12 protein-coding genes and 1 other RNA gene are annotated in these 13923 nt (G+C 58.6%); 6 read left to right on the forward strand and 7 right to left on the reverse strand.

Annotated elements, in window-relative coordinates; genetic code table 11:
* Positions 1-176 precede the first annotated feature (176 nt).
* The 7 genes from ASD46_RS17810 to ASD46_RS17840 form a co-directional block, all read right to left on the reverse strand.
* Positions 177-1403: a lytic murein transglycosylase gene (locus ASD46_RS17810; RefSeq protein WP_003513276.1), complete on the reverse strand. Its 1227-nt coding sequence runs from the start codon at positions 1401-1403 to the stop codon at positions 177-179.
* Positions 1404-1525: 122 nt separating this feature from the next.
* Positions 1526-2305: a GH25 family lysozyme gene (locus ASD46_RS17815; RefSeq protein ID WP_013636525.1), complete on the reverse strand. Its 780-nt coding sequence runs from the start codon at positions 2303-2305 to the stop codon at positions 1526-1528.
* A gap of 245 nt (positions 2306-2550) precedes the next feature.
* Positions 2551-3267 carry a class I SAM-dependent methyltransferase gene (locus tag ASD46_RS17820; protein ID WP_013636524.1) on the reverse strand — a complete coding sequence of 239 codons (717 nt, stop codon included), beginning with the start codon at positions 3265-3267 and terminating at the stop codon, positions 2551-2553.
* A complete protein-coding gene (locus ASD46_RS17825; protein WP_013636523.1) occupies positions 3264-4514 on the reverse strand; it encodes a DUF3419 family protein in 1251 nt (416 codons plus the stop codon). The genes ASD46_RS17820 and ASD46_RS17825 overlap by 4 nt, the downstream gene beginning before the upstream one ends.
* A 294-nt stretch (positions 4515-4808) precedes the next feature.
* Positions 4809-5888 (reverse strand): lytic transglycosylase domain-containing protein, encoded by a 1080-nt coding sequence (locus ASD46_RS17830; RefSeq protein WP_035198613.1) that lies wholly within the window; start codon positions 5886-5888, stop codon positions 4809-4811.
* Between the two features lie 125 nt (positions 5889-6013).
* Complete coding sequence (locus ASD46_RS17835; RefSeq protein ID WP_025594056.1) at positions 6014-6649, reverse strand: LysE family translocator; 636 nt, start codon at positions 6647-6649, stop codon at positions 6014-6016.
* 51 nt (positions 6650-6700) lie between these two features.
* Positions 6701-7912 (reverse strand): pyrophosphate--fructose-6-phosphate 1-phosphotransferase, encoded by a 1212-nt coding sequence (locus tag ASD46_RS17840; protein ID WP_003513264.1) that lies wholly within the window; start codon positions 7910-7912, stop codon positions 6701-6703.
* A 318-nt stretch (positions 7913-8230) separates the two neighbouring features.
* On the opposite strand from ASD46_RS17840, the gene ASD46_RS17845 reads away from it, so the two are divergent.
* The 6 genes from ASD46_RS17845 (at position 8231) to rnpB (ending at position 13627) form a co-directional block, all read left to right on the forward strand.
* Complete coding sequence (locus ASD46_RS17845) at positions 8231-8971, forward strand: J domain-containing protein (RefSeq protein WP_013636520.1); 741 nt, start codon at positions 8231-8233, stop codon at positions 8969-8971.
* Positions 8968-9747 carry an N-acetylmuramoyl-L-alanine amidase gene (locus tag ASD46_RS17850; protein ID WP_019565273.1) on the forward strand — a complete coding sequence of 260 codons (780 nt, stop codon included), beginning with the start codon at positions 8968-8970 and terminating at the stop codon, positions 9745-9747. The genes ASD46_RS17845 and ASD46_RS17850 overlap by 4 nt, the downstream gene beginning before the upstream one ends.
* A 247-nt stretch (positions 9748-9994) precedes the next feature.
* On the forward strand, positions 9995-10534 hold the full coding sequence (locus tag ASD46_RS17855) for a lytic transglycosylase domain-containing protein (RefSeq protein WP_025594054.1): 540 nt from the start codon (positions 9995-9997) through the stop codon (positions 10532-10534).
* Positions 10535-10720: 186 nt separating this feature from the next.
* Complete coding sequence (locus tag ASD46_RS17860) at positions 10721-11908, forward strand: NAD(P)/FAD-dependent oxidoreductase (RefSeq protein ID WP_025594053.1); 1188 nt, start codon at positions 10721-10723, stop codon at positions 11906-11908.
* Positions 11909-11974: 66 nt separating this feature from the next.
* The gene (locus ASD46_RS17865) at positions 11975-13165 is read left to right on the forward strand and encodes an FAD-dependent oxidoreductase (RefSeq protein ID WP_025594051.1); all 1191 of its coding nucleotides are present in this window, start codon (positions 11975-11977) and stop codon (positions 13163-13165) included.
* A gap of 56 nt (positions 13166-13221) precedes the next feature.
* Positions 13222-13627, forward strand: an RNA gene (gene rnpB, locus ASD46_RS17870) — RNase P RNA component class A.
* Positions 13628-13923: the final 296 nt, after the last annotated feature.

A 13923-nucleotide genomic window follows, 5' to 3' on the forward strand; every position in this document is an offset into this window, starting at 1 on the left:
AAGTAAATTCTGTAATTTGTTGAAAATAAAAGATTATTTTCTCATCACGCAGTGCTTCATATCTTTAAAAAAAGTAAATGACCGGGGTGTTATCCCCAGTCATCCGGTCGAGATTAACAGTTTATGCCTTGATTCCGGCCGATAGATTAAAGGCTCGAAGGTGCGATTAACACAGGTTAAAGCGCCTGGAGAAGTGCCTGGGTCGGCCATCCATCCGCAGGGATTCCGAGACGCTGCTGTTCCTTCTGGATGGCGACGCGGGTGCCAGAACCGAGAATTCCATCCACCTTGCCAACATCGTGGCCGCGCGCTTCAAGCTTGGTCTGCAACTCTTTCATCGTCGCGTCATCGAAGCCCGGATCGGGATTGCCCTTGTTATAGACAGGGGCGCCCATCAGACGGTTGGCGAAATAGGCAGCCGAGGTCGTGTAGATGAACGACTGGTTCCATTCCAGATAGATGTTGAAGTTGGGATAGGTGAGGAAGGTCGGTCCCTTGCGGCCCTGCGGCATGATGAGGGCTGCGGGCAGGGAGGCGAAATTTTTGTTACCGTCGCGCGGGGTCACGCCAAGGGTAAACCAGTCACCGGCGGTAAGCGAACCGCCGAGGCCGGATTTCTCCCAGGGCAGGTTTTCCGGTACGGAAACTTCCTGCATCCAGGGTTCGCCCTTCTTGAAGCCGAGGTGCTGGATGAATTTCGCCGCCGTGAGGATCGCATCCGGTGCGCTGCTCTTGACGTTGACATGGCCATCGCCATCACCATCGATGCCGAAAGCGATGATGTCCTTGGGCAGCATCTGTACCTGGCCGATTTCACCGGCCCATGCACCCGTGTTGGACGTGGGGTCGAGATCGCCGTGCTGGACCATTTCGATGAGGGCCAGCAATTGCGGACGGAAGAGTTCCGGGCGGCGGCAATCGTGCGAGAGGGTCACCAGCGCGTTACGGGTGTTGAAATCGCCCTGGACGGCACCGAAATCGGTCTCCATGGCCCAGAAGGCGGCAATGACGCCAGCCGGTATGCCGAATTCGTTCTCGGCACGGGCAAAGGTTGATGAGAGCTCCTGCAGCTTCTTGCGGCCGATATCGAGACGGGCCTGGCTGACGGTGCGCTGGGAAAATTCGAGGAAGGTCTGGCGGAAGACGCCCTGTGCGCGGTCACGCGAAAGCACTTTGGGGTCTATCTGCGCGCCGGCCAGCGCCTTCTCGATGGCAGCCGCCGGAACACCCTTGGCAGCGGCCTCAGCCTTCACGCCCTCAAGAAATGCGCCTAGATCACCGCCGCACGCAACCTGCTTTGGATCGTCAGGCGAGGCCACAGGCGGTGTGGCAAGGGCGGAGCCGGTGGAGAGAAGCGACAGAGCGGCGGCAAAAATGATGCTGCGCGACCGAAAAGTGGGCATGGGAATTTCCTCGATAGGTTGTTAGCCCGCTTTACCCACATGTTTGCGACAAAAAAACGGGTCCAGCGATCTGCCGGTGCAGAAGAACGCCGATTTTTCGAATGTGTTGCTTCTTGGCCGTATTATTTGGCCGAAGCGATCCATTTCCGCCAGTTTTTCTCACTTCCGGCGAAGACATTGATGTCGGTTGGGCCGTTGACGCCGGGCACGACGCCGGTGGCCGTATATTGCCAGAAGGCCCACTGCCGGTCTTCGTAAATCTTGGCGGGATGCGCGGCGACGGAGCGCACCCAGAAATGGTAATTCTTGAACTGGCCAACGAGGTTGTCGCGGTGGAAGTCGACCGATGTGTAGATGATCGGGCGCTTGCCGTAGTGGGCCTCGAGGCGGTCGAGGAAACGCTGCATCTCGGCACGGACGATGCCAGGGGCCGGGCGCGTCTTGCAGGTGGGGGAGGAGGGGTTCCATTCAACATCGAGAACCGGCGGCAGGGTGACGGCTTCCTTTGGCACGTTGCTGATGAACCAGTCGGCCTGAGCGTCCGCCGTCGAGCAGAAATAATAGAAATGGTATGGCGCGTGCAGGATATCTGCCGCCGCCGCACTGCGCCAATGGTCGCCGAATTTCGGATCGATGCGGTCTGAGCCTTCGGTGGCCTTGATGAAGACGAAGGAAACGCCGGATTTGCGCACGGTCCGCCAGTCGACGTCGCCATTCCATTTGGACACATCGATACCATGCACCTCGTGGCGATGCGGGTTGTTCGTGCCAAAATCCTGTGGGTCGGTATCGGAGAATTTCGGCTTGGAAACAGAAGCCGTTTCAAGCAGGTCATAGCTCGTGGACGTACAGCCGCCGATCAACAACATAGCCGACAAAAGTGCCGATAGACGCAGCCGCATTGGAACCCTGATGAATTATTGTTGCCCATCCACGGCCGCAAAATGGCGCGCCGCGTCTCCCGATTTACCCATAACATGGTAAACAAGCCGTTATGGCAAGGGGCAGTGGCCTTTTTTCGGCTCGCAAGTCGCTGGATTCCAAGAGATTTGCGGTCTTTCAGTCCCAGTGGCGTATACTTGTAGGACCGCTGGCTGGCAGCGTCTTGCCCGGATTTGCAGAGGCGAGGCGCCTTGAACCTTGATGATCAGGCGTCTGCCAGAATTCGGCTGACTTTTGGCTGCACTTCGGCGACCGGAAGCGTGATGATGGCCCGCCAAGCGTAACCCCGGGCAATCTCCTCGAATTCGAGATTACCGTCAAAACGGCCTGCCATGTTGGCCAGAACGTAACGGAGATTGGCGCGGGGCGTGACGTGGAAGCGGGTGAGCCATGCCTGCAAAAGTGCGCGGAACCACTTGGGCAACTGTTCCTGCTGGCCGAAATCGACGATGTGCAGCGAGCCGCCGGGCTTGAGAGCTGTCAGCGCCTGTTCGATCGCCTTTTCCCAGTCCGGTATCATCGAAAGCGCATAGGGGATCATGACTCGGTCGAAACCGTCCGGCTGACCGAATTCTGCGGCGCGGAAAGCGGTGGCGTCGGCCACGCGCAGAACGGGGCGTTCCGTCTTTCCGGTAAAATTCTCGGATGCGGTCAGCAGCATTTCGGCGGAGATATCGAGACCGAACAGTCTTGCTTCCGGAAACTTGCGGCTGGCCAGCAGCAGGTTGCGGCCGGTACCGCAGCCGACTTCAAGCAGCGTGCCACCCTTGGGCACGTCGAGGCCGGAAATGGTCCTGTCGCGGCCCAGAAGGTAATATTTGCGGGTAATATCGTAGATATGCCGCTGGTGGCGATACATGCGGTCCATCAGGCTCGCATGCGCCTCATCCGCAAGGCCGACATTCTCGCCGATGGTTTTCATGCCAGAGCCCTCTGATAGATATGGAAGCCGCCATAGATGGCCGAACGGTCCATGGCGTTGAGCTCATTGGAGCGTTCCTCGAGATAGATCCACTGGTTGCGGATATCGGCCGAGAGACGGCCTTCGATCACGCTCTTTTCGGCAGCGGTGCGGAAGATGACGCGGGCGCCGGGAGCGGCGGTGCGGCTGATCTGCGACCACAATTCGTTGAGCTGCACATCCGTCATCCAGTCCTGCGCATCGAGCAGAATGTAGCGATCGACGCCGTTTGCCGGCTTTTTGGAAAGCAGCTCGGTATAGGTGGCGTGGTGCACGGCAACGCGGGCGGTGTTGTCGCGGATCGTCTCGTAATATTCCCGCTTGAGATAAGCGGGAAGAGCACCCTCATGCGGCTCGGGATAACGGCGCGCGAAGGCCTGCCAGGCGAAATAATTGTCGCTGAGCGGAAAGTTGCAGGCAAGCTTTTGCAGCCGCTCCTTGAGGACGGAGGCGACCGTGCCGTCGCTGGAAAGGCTTGCCAGCTCGTCATATTGGCGGGGTGGAATGCCAAGGCCGAACAGCGAACTTTTTCGCTTCGTGAGCCAGCGCACCACCGGCTTGTCGAACAGCGGTGCGACCTTGCTGTCGAAGAATCGACGCTGTTCATCCAGCGTGCGGCTATTGGCCATTTCGGTCAGCTTGACGCCATGCAGGCGCGCCATAAGGTGGCCGGCGCCGATGAAACGGCCGAGCAGACCGGTGCGGTATATGTTCCTGTCGAATACCGAGATGCGGCGACGGCCGGATAGGGTGCGTTTCGACCAGTAGGCCTTGGTCGTGTCGTCGAGATGGTCGGCGATGAATCGGTCGTAGCCGTGACTATTGCTGCGCGTATTGGCGCGGCCGAACTGGCGAACCACATCCTGATGGGCCGGGAGATGGCGGAAGGCGGCAAGCTTCAGTTTGTTGAGGGCGATGTGATGCGGGTTAAGATCCACCACATCGATGCTGGCAGGGTTGCGGGAGAGGTAGGCCAGCATGTTGCAGCCACCCGAGCCGATGGTGACGATGCGGTGGCCTTCAGCAAGCTCCATCGCTTCCATATCGATTTCCGGGTCTTCCCAGATTTGCGGATAAACCAGACCGGAAAAGAGAACCCCGAAGAACCGCTCGGAAAAACCGCTTTTCGAGAGCGCCTTGTGCTGGAGCAATGCGGACTTCAGTTTCGTATTCTTGCTGAAGCCGGTCTTGGGTGCCGCACTCGTCATATGTTCACCTCTCAATAGATTGAGAGGCGTCTACAGTCACGACGCTACAGTTTGATGACAGGGGTTGTGGGCCGACGTAACGAATCGAAAAGGCGGTGTGAAACCAACTCAGGTCTCAAGCTTAGATTTGGATGCGACGTCATCCTCGGGCTTGTACCGAGGATCTAAGCACATATCGTAAAATCAAAAGCTTGCAGATCCCAGGGACAAGCCCGAGGATGACAAAAGTGACGTGCTCGACGTTTTTAAGAAAAGCTGCTTTGCTGCATTGCAGTCCCGGCGCTGCTCAAAGGCTTACTTGCGCAGAACGTGCAGCATGCCCTTGCGCTTGGCGTCGTAATAATAACCGCGTGCATAAAGCCTGACAGCATTGTCCCGGTTGTTGTCAGCAACAAGCCAGGCGCCGCTCAGATATTTGACGGCATATTTGAGGTTGGTTTCGGCATCGAACAGGCCAGAGGCGGGACCATCAAAGCCCATGGAGCGGGCCGTGGCGTGCTTGATCTGCATCAGGCCGAAGTGGCCGCCATTATAGGCGCCGGGATTGTATCTGCTTTCACGCTGCACCACGCGATGCACCAGATCTTCCGGCACATTATACATGACAGCGTATTTCGAAATAAGCCCGCTCAGCTTTTCACGTCCGGCCGGCGCGGATTTGTACGGCGCCGTCATCGTTTCGTTCTGCCGGATAGCGGCAAGGGCGGCGTTGGTCGGACCGGCCGCATAGGCCAGAACCGTGCTGTCCGGCTTGGGCAGGGGAATGACTTTGCGCTCCGCGGTCAGTTCGGTACCGATCGACGGCGTTCCGGGCGGCGGCGGTGCGGGCGGGAAGCTGCCCTTGACGGCAACCACCTGCGGCAGGTCGGCGGCAGAGTTGTGGGCCGCCGGTTTCGCGGCGGCACTTGCGGTTTCGATCGCTGCGGCTGCCGGCGTTGCGGCGTGCGGTGTAAGAGCCGCAGCCGTCGTCGGCGCGGCTGTCGTTACCGTTGCCTGCGCGACCTCTGTCTGTTGTTGCTGCGGCTGCATCTGGGTTGGGCTTGCCACTGCCGCTGCAATTTCGGCTGCCGGCGGCAGCGCCACGCGGCCACCCTTGACGGCGGCGACGGTTGGAAGCGATTCGGGCTGGGAAGAGGCTGCCACGTCAGTGGCATGTGCTGCCGGTGCGGCGGCATCAGCCGGGGTCCCAGCCGTTTCCGACTGTGCGGAGGCTTGTGCCGGTGCGGTTTGGTTGACTGCGGCTATTCTCGGGCCGTTCGGCCCTTCCTTTGCGGCATATTCGACGCTGGTGCATCCGGCCAAAGCCAGTGCAAGGCCCACCGTGGAAGACAGAAGAAGTGCGCTTCTTCCGCGGAATTTTGCCGAATTTCGCATGTTGCCGCCTTCGTTATGCCTGTCTGTCGATACCCCCGCGTCGAGCGAAGCAGGCAGTGTCCCATCGAGCCTTCATTAACCTATTGTAAGGATAGCGGCAAGCCGGGACGTGGCATCGCGGTTTTTCAGGCGGCGATGCGGCGGTATCCGGCGCTGACGGCACGGCCAGAAATGAAGTGAGTGCGGTATTTCGGCCGGATTTTTTTATTGCCGGACATGCGGCGCACCAGTGCCAGCGTGGAGCCGGCAAAGAGTGCCTGCGCTGCCAGAATGCCAAGTGCCAGCAACAGGATTGCGGCCTGCGCTACGGCCAGCGTTTCGACCGCATTGCCGGAGGTGGAAACGAATTGCGGCAACAGTGCCAGGAAGAACATGAAATAGCGCGGACGTAACGCTGCAATGGCGTAGCAATCACGGAAAATGCCGCTGGATGATTTGCCGGGCAGATTGTCATTGTCTGCATTGGCTGCCTGGGCGGCGGGGGTGGCAAAGGTCCATAACAGGAAAAGAATCAGCCAGCCGATACCAGTCCACTGAACGATTTCCACAAAGGCATGCGGCAGATAGGCAAGGCCAGCCGCTGGAATCGCAGATATCGTCATGGCTGTGACGATGCCAAGCGCGCCGCCAGTGACGGAGGCAAACACCGTTTTTCTGCCGCGGATAGCAGCATAGGAGGCGACAGAGAATACAAGGGGAGAGGGAAGTGCGAACACAACGGCACATGCTGCACAAAAAACCAGCCACGCCTGTCCAGACATTCTCTTCCTCCTTGCCCTCCCTGTCGCCGCTTTCTCCAGCCTATCGTAAAATTAGGCCGCTGTGAACGGTTGACCGACGTGTTCCATCACTTCGGTAAACCATTTTGCAGACAGGTCGAAATGCTTTCCGCCCTTGATACGCGGAAACTCGATGGTCCGCAATTTACCCTTTTGGTCTTCGTCGTGGCCGGTGACGCCCGAGACCTTGTTCAGCGCGCTTTCGACGGCAAGATCGACCATGCCCTGGATGAGGCGCAGATCGTCGCCATTGGCGGGAGCGGAGCGGGCGAAGTAACCGGATTTCTGGACCATGGAGCGTTCCGCGCCGATGAGGCCGGCGAATTGCTTCTGGAACCAGCCGCCGACATTGATGGTGTCGATCTTCACATGGCCGAAGGCATCGCGCTTGACGGCCTCACCGGCGGCTTCGCGTTCGGCAACGATGGAATCGAGCCCCGCACCTTCGGAAACGAACAACGTGACGTAGCCGTGTTTGTCCATGATCGCCTTCAGCCGTTCGGCTTCCGCTTCGATGTCGAACGCCATTTCCGGCAGGTAGATGCCGTCTATGTTCTTCATCTGCGTGTTCATCATCAGTCCTTCGACATATTCATTGCCGTTGGTCTTCTGGATGTAGGCGCGGGCGGTCGCAGCCGTCAGCCAGCCGCAATGGCGGCCCATGACTTCGTGGATGACAAAGGTCTTCGGCGCAGCACTCTGCTCGTTGCTGACATTGTCGAAGAAGGAAGCGCCCACTTCGGCCGCGGTCCATGCGCCGAGCGACTGCCTGATCGGAACCACGTCGTTATCCACGGTCTTCGGCAGCCCGACGACGGTCAGATCGTAACCGTTGGCGCCGAGATAGGCGGCAAGGTCGGCGGCCGTGGTGTTGGTGTCGTCGCCGCCGATGGTGTGGAGAATGGTGATGCCGTCGGCAGCCAGCCGTTCGGCGGCAACGCGCAGCGGATTTTCACCCTCTTTCACCAGCCCGCGCTTGGCGCAATCGGCAGCGTTGGTGAGCTTTACGCGGCTGTTGCCGATCGGCGATCCGCCATAACGGTGCAGCAGATGCGCCTTTTCGCGCATGTCCTTGTTGATCTCGATCCGGTCGCCCAGAAGCACGCCCTGATAGCCGGAACGATAGGCCACAATGTCAATATCAGGCGCGACGTCGCTATAACGCTCGATCAGGCCGCCAACGGCTGAAGAGAGACAGGGAGCAAGGCCACCCGCGGTCAGCATTGCGACTTTCTGTTTGGCCATTGTGGCTCTCCTTTGCTTGGATAGAAAGATATGTCTGGCAAATGGATGCGACAGCCACGTGTAGGTGTAAAGTGAATTTATCACGAAAAATGCCGATTTCTCGCGGTTTTTCAGCAGCTTGGGCAAAGAAGCCGAATATAATCGTTTCAATCGCCTCCAACCTTGCACCAGGCTTCGCCGTCTGTGGAAAACCGTTGCTCTCCCGTTTGCCGCCCCCTTGCTCCTGAAGAAAAACTGTCGCAAAAATGAATAAAAGTTAATGCCGCAGCGGCGCCGCGCATATTGCATTCACGGCGATATGCCGTCATGCTTGGCGTCATGATGTTCGATTTCGCCTGTTTGCATATTTCATCCCTGTGGGAACGGCTGCTCGGCGCGATCGGTGACGCGGCAGGCAGCACGCTCGGTCGCGTGGTAGAGGCGATCCGTACCCTTTTCGAGGGAGATCCGGAGACCCGCCGCAAGGTTTCTTTTTCCGTGGCCATTATCGCGCTGTCGGCAAAGATGGCAAAGGCCGACGGTGTCGTGAACGATGCCGAAGTGCGCGCCTTCCGGCAGATTTTCGATTTTCCTGAAGAAGAAGCCAGAAACGTTGCCCGCCTTTATAATCTCGCACGCCAGGACGTTGCGGGATACGAGGCCTATGCCGAACGTCTTGCCGGTCTTTGCGGCTCCGGCCATGACAATTGCGAGATGCTGGAAAGCGTCATCGATGGCCTGTTCCACATCGCCAAGGCAGACGGCTTGATACACGAGCGGGAACTGGCGTTTCTCGGCCGTATCGCGGAAATCTTCCATATTACCGAAGATCATTTCGAAACGATCATGGCACGGCACGTTCATATGGATGGGCGCGATCCCTATCGCGTGCTTGGCGTTTCGCCCTCGGACGACTTTCTGGATATTCGCAAGCGTTACCGTTCGCTGGTTGCCGAGCACCACCCGGACAAGCTCATCGCGCGCGGTGTGCCGATGGAATTGCACGCTGCCGCGAATGAGCGTATGGCGGCTCTCAATGCCGCCTATGAGGCCATCGAGAAAGAACGCCGCGTCGCATGAGTGAATTTCTGCCGGATTTCAACCCGGATTTCGGGGGCGCAACCGTTGCGCCTTCTCCCAACCATGGCGAAAGACAGGGCGTGGCGGGCCCGGATATCATTCTCCTGCACTATACCGGCATGACGACCGCCGATGGCGCCCTTTCTTGGCTCTGCAATCCCGAAAGCCAGGTCTCCAGCCACTATTTCGTTTTTGAAGACGGGCGTGTCATGCAGCTTGTTGCGGAAACTCGCCGCGCCTGGCATGCGGGCAAAAGCAGCTGGGCGGGGGAGGCGGACATCAATTCCCGCTCCATCGGGATTGAAATCGCCAATCAGGGCCATCCGGGCGGCCTGCCGGAATTTCCGGAAAAACAGGTAGCTGCCGTCATCGAATTGTGTCGCGATTGCGGCCAGCGGTGGTCTATCGCCCCTGAAAGGGTGCTTGCGCATTCCGATGTGGCGCCGATCCGCAAGGTTGATCCGGGTGAAAAATTCCCATGGGACATCCTGTCGCGGCACGGTGTCGGTCATTGGGTAGAGCCAGCGCCGATCCGCGGCGGACGTTTTTTTCAGCGCGGCGATCACGGCCAGCCGGTGGAAGCACTCCAGTCCATGCTATCCATTTACGGATATGGCGTTGAAATAACAGGCGCATATTGCGAAAAAACAGAAGGTGCCGTGGCCGCCTTTCAGCGGCATTTCCGCCCGGCGCTGGTGGATGGTATCGCGGATTTTTCCACGATCGACACGCTGCATCGGCTGATTGCCAGCCTTCCGAAATTTTCGGCCGTTTGAACGCCGTTTCTGGAAAAGCCTTCCCCGTTTCCCGGTCGCGCAAGTCGATTTTTTTGTTGTGCCACAGTTAATCCGCATTGAGGAAGTCTAAGAGCCGCAGTGGACGCGGTGCTGTTCTTCAGGGGAGCTTGCCGTCAATATCAATCAAGGAGACTGGACGGTAGAAGGTCGTAATCGACTTTCCGCGCGCTGGACGTTTTTATCGTTTCATTGTTCCGGTTATCCGATCTGGAGACTATTTCAACAGATGAACAGAGTTTTTGTTGCTGTCGCAGCGGGCGTTGCTATGCTCGTTTCGCAGGCGGGGATTGCTTTTGCCAAAGACGAGGACGTCAAGACCAAAACCGTGACGCTGGGGACCTTCTTCCGTACGCCCGGTTATCCCGTTCCCGAAAAGAGCCTGCCTTCGTCGCTCAAGAACGACTATTCCGATCTGATCGTCAAATATGCCAAGCGTTACGGCGTCCCCACCAATCTGGCCCATGCCGTCGTTTCTGTAGAAAGCAAGTTCAACCCTAGGGCTCGCGGCAGCGCGGGCGAGGTCGGGCTGATGCAGATCAAGCCGGCAACGGCGCGCATGATGGGCTTTCGCGGCACGACCAAAGCCCTCTTCGACCCCGAGACCAATATTCGCTGGGGCATGCAATATCTGGCAACCGCCCACCAGCTTGGCGGCGGTGAGGTTTGCAGCACGATCCTGCGTTACAATGCCGGCCACGCCGCCACCCGCATGAACCCGGTGTCCAAGCGTTATTGCGGCAAGGTCCAGGCGCTTCTGGCCAGCTGAGGTCTTTTGCTCAAGCGTGTCGTGATGTTTCAGATTGGCGATAAGCTTTAAGTCCTTGTTTTAACGCATCTCGTTATTGCAAAACCGCTGCACGCTCTTGCGCGGCATGTTTCGGACGTCACGAAAATCGATTCCGGTTTATGCGTGCATGCTGTAGTCAGGAGCAAACCTGATGCGGAGCATGACATGCCGGATTTCAAATATATCGTGGTCGGTGCCGGAATGATGGGTGCGGCGGCAGCGAGGCACCTTTCGGCGCAAACGGATGGCGTGGCGCTGATCGGGCCGGATGAACCCGCCGATCGCAAGACCCATACCGGTGTGTTTTCAAGTCACTATGACGAGGCGCGCATCACCCGTGGTTTCGATGGCGATCCCGTCTGGGCGGAGCTGGCGCAACGCTCCATCCGGCGCTATGCCGAGATCGAAGCAAAAAGCGGCATCCGTTTCTTCACCGAAGCGGGCTGTCTGTTTACCGGAAACGGCAAGGGGCTTGCTGGAGACTACGTTTCGCGAGCCTTGGTCTCGACTGACCGCCTTGGTCTTGGCGTGGAAACGATCGGCGGCGATGCGCTGGCTGGCCGGTTCCCGATGTTTTCCCTGCCGTCGGATCACGACGGTTACTTCGAGGCGCACGATGCCGGCCACGTCAATCCGCGTGCGCTTGTGAGGGCGCAATGCACGATTGCTGCTGCGCAGGGCGCGCGACTGTTCCGCGAGACGGCGGCGCATGTTCGCGATACCTCCCAAGGTGTGGAAGTTTCCACCAGGGAAGGGGCCGTACACACCGCGGAAAAGGTCATAGTGGCCGCTGGCGGTTTCACCAACATGGCTGATCTTCTGCCTTCTCCGGTCGATATGGCGGCAACGGGCCGCACCATCGTGTTTTTCGAACTCGACGAAGCAAGGCAGGCCCTCTTCGGCTCCATGCCCTCGACCATCGTGCTGGCGGAGACCGAGGACGATATCGTCTATATTCTGCCGCCTGTGCGTTACCCCGACGGCAAGGTCTATCTGAAGATCGGCGGTGAGAGCGAAAAGGGCAGGCTGGAAACGCTGGCCGAAGCAGTCGGTTGGTTCCATTCCGACGGCACGCCGGGCGAAGTGGAATTCCTGACGAAGCGGGCGCTATCGCTCATGCCGGAACTTGCGGGCTGCCCCGTGACCTCTGGTTCCTGCGTCGCATCCATTACCCGTAGCGGTTATCCATATATCGGCTATACGCAATCTTCCAATATCGCGGTTCTGACCGGTGGCAATTTCGTTTCCGCCAAGTCTTCCGACGAAATCGGGCGGCTAGGCGCGGTGCTGCTTCTGGATGGCCAGCTGACCGAGAGTGATTTTGCCGCCGAAATGTCGCCGGTTTTTATCTGACATTCAGCAGCGAAGCGGCTACAAAATCGCAGCTGTACTAGAGTGGGTTGAGGCGAAGAGGGCGGCATGTGGGGACATTTCAAATATATCGTTGTCGGTCGTGGCATGATGGGTGCTGCCGCTGCCCGTCATCTGGCGGAAAATACCGAAGGTGTGGCCCTGATCGGCCCCGGTGAACCTGCCGACACCAAGTCACATCCGGGTGTTTTCGCCAGCCATTATGATGAGGCGCGCATTACCCGCACCATTGATGGCGATGCGGACTGGGCACTGCTCGCCAACCGCTCGATCGCGCGCTACACCGACATCGCGGCAAGGAGCGGCGTGGAATTTTATGCTCCCGTCGGCTGTCTGATGGTTGGGCCTGAACGCGGTGGCGACAATCCCTTTGTCGACAATGTCTGTGAGGCAGCGGCGCGTCTGCGGGTTTCCACGGAAATGCTTGACGACGCAGGTCTGAAAAGCGCTTTTCCCTATTTCTCCTTCGAGCCGGGCTGCGAGGGCGTGTTCGAAAAGGACAATGCCGGTTACGTCAATCCGCGCGCGCTGGTGAAGGCGCAGAGCGTTCTGGCAGACAAAGCCGGCGTTACGCTCATCGACGATATAGTCGTCTCGACGCGGGAAGAGGCTGGCCGTGCACGCGTCGAGACGGCCTCGGGCGCGGTTTATACGGCAGACCGGGTGCTGGTCGCTGCGGGTGGCTTCTCGATCACGAAGGATTTGTTGCCGCAGCCCGTCGCTCTCAATGTCTATGCGCGCACCGTCGCCTTCTTCGAGGTAGACGAGGCGGAGCTGGGACAATATGCGGGCATGCCGTCGCTGATTTACGAGCCGCGCGACACGACGAAACATATCTATCTCCTGCCGCCCGTCCGTTATCCCGATGGCAGGTTCTATCTGAAAATCGGCGGCGATCCCGATGATAAGAAGCTCGATAGCGATCCCGAAATCCGCGCATGGTTCCGTTCCGGCGGGCGCGAAAGCGTTCGCGACCATCTCTCCGCCATCGTCGGGACCTTGGTGCCATCCATCGACCGGTCGCGCATTTCCATGGCCGCCTGCGTGGTGTCCAAAACGCCGGGCGGTTATCCGGCCATCGGCTTTACGACGTCACCGCGCATTGCGGTTCTGACTGGCGGCAACGGTACGGCGGCCAAGAGTTCCGACGAGATCGGGCGGTTAGGCGCCCTGTTGCTGCGGGATGGAAAAATTGGCAACGACGCCTACGCAACGGATTTCAAGCCTGCATTTCTTTGATCTTCCGTTACGCTTTTCGGTGGCTTTCGCCAAAGAACATGGGTATTGACGCCATGCCAGTTGGCTGGGCAGCCGCGCTTTACCAATGTCGAAAGACGGTAAGGTGAGGAAAGTCCGGGCTCCACGGAAATACGGTGCCGGATAACGTCCGGCGGGGGCGACCCCAGGGAAAGTGCCACAGAGAGCAAACCGCCATGCCTGGCATGGTAAGGGTGAAAGGGTGGGGTAAGAGCCCACCGCGCCGCTGGTGACAGTGGTGGCAAGGTAAACCCCACCGGGAGCAAGACCGAATAGGGATGACACGGGGCGCGGGCGAAAGCCTTCGTCTACAGCCGGTTTCCGGGCCCGTCATCCGGGTGGGTTGCGAGAGGCGGCATGCAAATGCCGTCCCAGATGAATGGCTGCCACGTTCCGGGTCAAACCGGAGCCATACAGAACCCGGCTTACAGGCCAACTGGCGATTTTCTTTTCCATTCCGCAGGCGAGCGCCGCGGCAGGAAATATCTATTTCATTGTTTTAAAACAGAAAAACGGTGGTCTTACCGAGCCTTCGTGTGCCGTGAAAAAGCATCATGGGGTGCGAAGTAAACCATTCGTTAAACTTAACGGCCTATGAATTTCCGATGCGGAGTCGGTATCGTGCCGGCTTCTCCCATTGACGCCCATAGTGTCCCATGGTATCCCAAATGCACACCACACTGGGTCGTGTTTTTGACCCGCAATCGCTGAAACGAGTGAGGAGCCTGCAACGGGCTGCT

The sequence above is a fragment of the Rhizobium sp. Root491 genome (assembly GCF_001427205.1).
Lineage (GTDB): Bacteria > Pseudomonadota > Alphaproteobacteria > Rhizobiales > Rhizobiaceae > Agrobacterium > Agrobacterium tumefaciens.

Coding starts and splice junctions, on each gene's coding strand:
- ASD46_RS17810 (WP_003513276.1), bottom strand. CDS start 1,403: ATGCCCACTTTTCGGTCGCGCAGCATCATTTTTGCCGCCGCTCTGTCG.
- ASD46_RS17815 (WP_013636525.1), bottom strand. CDS start 2,305: ATGCGGCTGCGTCTATCGGCACTTTTGTCGGCTATGTTGTTGATCGGC.
- ASD46_RS17820 (WP_013636524.1), bottom strand. CDS start 3,267: ATGAAAACCATCGGCGAGAATGTCGGCCTTGCGGATGAGGCGCATGCG.
- ASD46_RS17825 (WP_013636523.1), bottom strand. CDS start 4,514: ATGACGAGTGCGGCACCCAAGACCGGCTTCAGCAAGAATACGAAACTG.
- ASD46_RS17830 (WP_035198613.1), bottom strand. CDS start 5,888: ATGCGAAATTCGGCAAAATTCCGCGGAAGAAGCGCACTTCTTCTGTCT.
- ASD46_RS17835 (WP_025594056.1), bottom strand. CDS start 6,649: ATGTCTGGACAGGCGTGGCTGGTTTTTTGTGCAGCATGTGCCGTTGTG.
- ASD46_RS17840 (WP_003513264.1), bottom strand. CDS start 7,912: ATGGCCAAACAGAAAGTCGCAATGCTGACCGCGGGTGGCCTTGCTCCC.
- ASD46_RS17845 (WP_013636520.1), top strand. CDS start 8,231: ATGATGTTCGATTTCGCCTGTTTGCATATTTCATCCCTGTGGGAACGG.
- ASD46_RS17850 (WP_019565273.1), top strand. CDS start 8,968: ATGAGTGAATTTCTGCCGGATTTCAACCCGGATTTCGGGGGCGCAACC.
- ASD46_RS17855 (WP_025594054.1), top strand. CDS start 9,995: ATGAACAGAGTTTTTGTTGCTGTCGCAGCGGGCGTTGCTATGCTCGTT.
- ASD46_RS17860 (WP_025594053.1), top strand. CDS start 10,721: ATGCCGGATTTCAAATATATCGTGGTCGGTGCCGGAATGATGGGTGCG.
- ASD46_RS17865 (WP_025594051.1), top strand. CDS start 11,975: ATGTGGGGACATTTCAAATATATCGTTGTCGGTCGTGGCATGATGGGT.